Source organism: Ilyobacter sp., from assembly GCF_041583315.1.
GTDB lineage: Bacteria > Fusobacteriota > Fusobacteriia > Fusobacteriales > Fusobacteriaceae > Ilyobacter.
On the sequence record NZ_JBFHGC010000272.1, the window covers coordinates 1 to 3,845 of the forward strand.

General features: G+C 35.4%; 3 protein-coding genes and 1 tRNA gene. 2 read left to right on the forward strand and 2 right to left on the reverse strand.

Features of this window, described 5'->3' with window-relative positions:
- Window positions 1-208: 208 nt before the first annotated feature.
- Both ABZA26_RS09715 and ABZA26_RS09720 read right to left on the reverse strand, forming a co-directional pair.
- Window positions 209-1,198, reverse strand: coding sequence for a tyrosine-type recombinase/integrase (locus ABZA26_RS09715; RefSeq protein WP_372714324.1), 990 nt, complete (start codon window positions 1,196-1,198; stop codon window positions 209-211).
- Between the two features lie 153 nt (window positions 1,199-1,351).
- A tRNA-Sec gene (locus ABZA26_RS09720) sits at window positions 1,352-1,445 on the reverse strand.
- A 215-nt stretch (window positions 1,446-1,660) separates the two neighbouring features.
- On the opposite strand from ABZA26_RS09720, the gene ABZA26_RS09725 reads away from it, so the two are divergent.
- On the forward strand, window positions 1,661-2,176 hold the full coding sequence (locus ABZA26_RS09725; protein WP_372714325.1) for a C-GCAxxG-C-C family (seleno)protein: 516 nt from the start codon (window positions 1,661-1,663) through the stop codon (window positions 2,174-2,176).
- Window positions 2,177-2,348: 172 nt separating this feature from the next.
- Complete coding sequence (gene selA, locus ABZA26_RS09730) at window positions 2,349-3,734, forward strand: L-seryl-tRNA(Sec) selenium transferase (protein WP_372714326.1); 1,386 nt, start codon at window positions 2,349-2,351, stop codon at window positions 3,732-3,734.
- Window positions 3,735-3,845: the final 111 nt, after the last annotated feature.

The window sequence follows — 3,845 nt, forward strand, 5'->3', positions numbered from 1 at the left end:
CTAGTAAGAGAGATGCTCTTACAAAAGATCAGGAACGTCACATAAAATCTTTGGTATGAAACTTTCGAACTGCAGCTGATAGAGTTTAGCAGACACACTTTATATTAAATAAAAATCGGAGGTCTTAAATAGACCTCCTTATTAAATAAGAATGTGTAATGTTAGTTGACTAAACTTAAAAAATCATAATAACAGGGAGTATCTCAAATTATATGTATTCCTCTAATAATGAGAATTTTTTATGCTTCTGCTTAAGATCATCTATGTCCAACTGAATATACCTCCTTGTAGTTAGTAGGGTACTGTGTCCCATGATCCTTTGAAGGGTAAATACATCTCCTCCTTTTCGTATAAAATTTGTAGCAAAGGTATGTCTAAATACGTGAGGACTACATTTTCCATTTATTCCTACCTTTTTTCCATAATTTCTAAAGCACCAACTCACAGTTGCAGCACTAAGTTTTCCTCCAAGTTCATTTAAAAAAACGTAATTATTATCATATTTCTTAGATATCTTTATAATCTCTCTGAATCTTTTGCATGTGTCTAAGCTTATAGGGAGTTCTCGAAATGATCTAGTCTTTGAAATTTCTCCACGAACAACTATAACTCCTCTTCTTGTGTCCACATCATCTATTTTAAGATTTACAGCCTCTTTTACCCGAATACCGGTATCCAACATAAGTAACATCAATAAATAATCTCTATAGCCATTATATAAATTCATATCCGGAGCTCTAAGCATTTTTTTTATATCTTCCTTAGATAAAGGTTGCACCAGATCCACAGGAGTTCTCATTAACTTTATACATTTATAAAGCTTATCGTCGATATACCCTTCTTTGTATAACCAGTGAAAAAAAGCTTTGAGAGTGCGGAGTCTTATATTTATTGTAGTTGGTTTATACTGTTTTTCATTGAGCATAAAGGTCTGGTACGCTCGGATTTTTTCTACAGTTATAGCTCGGTCTTTATCGAACCGTGAGGGAGAGGTAATGTAGGGTGTAATATAATCCAGATGTTTTTCATAATCGTCCAAAGTTCTTTCAGCTATACCCTCCAGCTTCTTCCCCTCCAAAAATTTTTTGTAAAATTCAAAGAAATCTTCCAATTTTATCCAATCAGACCGATGTATTTTTTCGACTCGCAACGGTCCTCGGTCTAAATTCCTATTCATGACAATTCGCTTTTTAGCCACAGTAAATCCTCCCTTTGATAATTTCCTGTGAAGATAAAAAATACAGTGTGGCCAGCTCGGTTCATCATTTTTTTGGATATTCTTAAAAAAAATCCAAAAAATAAAATAACAGGGGCCTGTTTCTCTCTAGGCACCTGTATCATTAAAAAAGTATGGCGGAAATGTGTAGGAATCGAACCTACCGACGGCTCACGCCGCCCACACGGTTTTGAAGACCGGGAAGAACACCAGCTACTCATCCACTTCCATTTTTTCAAGATGATTATACCATTGTCAGACAGTTACGTCAACGGTTTTCAAGATAACCTCTATACTGCTGAAGCTCTAAATCACTAGAATTTTTTAACATTATTCTATGCACATGATTGAAAATATTGAGATATAGCTTTTAAAATGGTATTATTATATTTGTAAATGTATACATTACGGAATTAAAGACATATCTGATAAAAAAGGAGAAATATGGTGGATAAAATAAATATTTCAGAAATTAGAAAAACGGCGGAAAATTATTATAAAAATGGAGACTTTTATTGTTCAGAATCTATTATAAAAACTTTAAAAGACGTCTTTAAACCTGAAATCGGGGATGAAGTGGTAGCATTGGCATCTGGATTTCCTGTGGGAATGGGAAATGCCGGTTGTACCTGTGGGGCTGTAGTGGGTGCCCAGATGTCCTTAGGACTTATCTTTGGAAGACAGAAAGCCAAAGGAAAAGAAGTTGAAAAAACCATGGAACTATCTAAAGAGATTCATGATATATTCAAAAATGATAATAAAACTCTGTGTTGCCGGATACTAACAAAGGATATGAAACTCGGTTCTAAGGTTCATATGACACAATGCGTGAAATTTACAGGGGATATGACAGAAGCTGCAGCAAAAATAATAGCAAGAGAGCTGTCTATAGAAACTGAAGAAGGGATCATAGAGCCGATAAAGAAAAAACAATTATTTAGTAAATTTTTCAGAAAGTAAAGATTCTCAGATCTATTATAATTAAATATCCATTTCTATTCTTATTATTAATTGAGTACAAAGAGTATCTTTAACATAATCATTAGGTGAACTAGTAGCAATCTTCACAGAGAAGAAAGAATAAAAATTATAAAATTTATAATTGATCAGTTTGAGAAGTGGGGTAGAAATTATGAAAAAAGAATTATTCAGACGACTTCCAAAGGTAGATGACATAATAAAAATAGATGAAATCATTGAATTGTCTAAAAAAATAGATTATTTTAACTTTACTGAAGGAATAAGAGAGGGCATAGACCATTACAGACAAGGAATAAAAAAGGGTAGTATAACTGCGTTTCAGTCAGCAGATGTCATAAGAGATATAAGAAATATTCTAGAAGAAAAATCCCGAATGAATCTAAGAAATGTAATAAATGCCACAGGGACGGTGGTACATACAAATCTTGGAAGATCACTGATTTCTGAAAAGGCAGCTAAAAATGTCTCGGAAGTAATTACATCATATAATAATCTGGAATATAACCTTGACTCCGGAGATAGAGGAAGCAGGTATGATCATATAGAGGACCTCATCTGCAGTGTGACAGGTGCAGAAGCAGCAGTCCTTACAAATAACAATGCAGCAGCAGTAATGCTCGTTCTAAATGAGTTTGCAAAAAACGGAGAAGCTATCGTATCTAGAGGTGAACTGGTAGAGATAGGTGGTTCTTTCAGAGTCCCCGATGTAATGAAGATGTCAGGAACAAAACTTGTGGAGGTAGGGACCACAAACAGAACCCATCCAAAGGATTACAGAGAGGCAATAACAGAAGCCACCTCTATGCTCCTTAAGATCCATACATCCAACTATAAGATAGTAGGTTTTACTAAGGAAGTAACAAATAAAGAACTTGCTGAAATAGGAAGAGAAAATAATATTCTCACAATGGAAGACCTTGGAAGCGGAGTACTGGTGGACTTTGGTAAGTACGGATTAAAAAAAGAACCTACAGTACAGGAAAGTATAGCCTCAGGTATGGACATTATAACCTTTAGCGGAGATAAGCTTCTGGGAGGACCCCAGGCAGGGATAATAGTAGGAAAGAAAGAGTATATAGATAGATTAAAGAAAAATCAGCTGTTAAGAGCTTTGAGAGTCAGTAAGATGACACTGGCGGCCCTGGAACCCACTCTGAGATACTATCTGGATGAAAGAGAAGCCGTGAAGGAGATCCCTACACTTAAGATGATATTAGAGGATCCTGTTAAATCAAGAGAGAGATCTGAAAAGTTACTTGAACTCCTTCAGAAAAATGGCGTAAAAGTATCCCTTGTAGACACTGAAGCGGCAATAGGAGGAGGTTCTATGCCTGGGGAAACAATAAAAAGTTACGGTGTAGCTATAGATGGTAATCCGCTAGAACTAGAGAGAGAATTCAGACTGGGGATACCTCATATTATAGGTATGATAAGAAATAACAGATTTATACTGGATACCAAAGCCATGAAGTATAGCGAGCTCAATATAGTTGCCAGTAGAGCTGCAGCTGTTCTTAAAAAAAGCTCGGATAAATAGATTTTTCAAAGAGGTGAAGATATGAGAAATATTGTAATTGGTACAGCAGGTCATATAGACCATGGTAAAACAACCCTTATAAGAAACCTCACAGGGGTAGACACAGATACC

Bases quoted from the DNA above. Each gene is read 5' to 3' on its own strand.
- ABZA26_RS09725 (WP_372714325.1), top strand. From the start codon at position 1,661: ATGGTGGATAAAATAAATATTTCAGAAATTAGAAAAACGGCGGAAAAT.
- selA (WP_372714326.1), top strand. From the start codon at position 2,349: ATGAAAAAAGAATTATTCAGACGACTTCCAAAGGTAGATGACATAATA.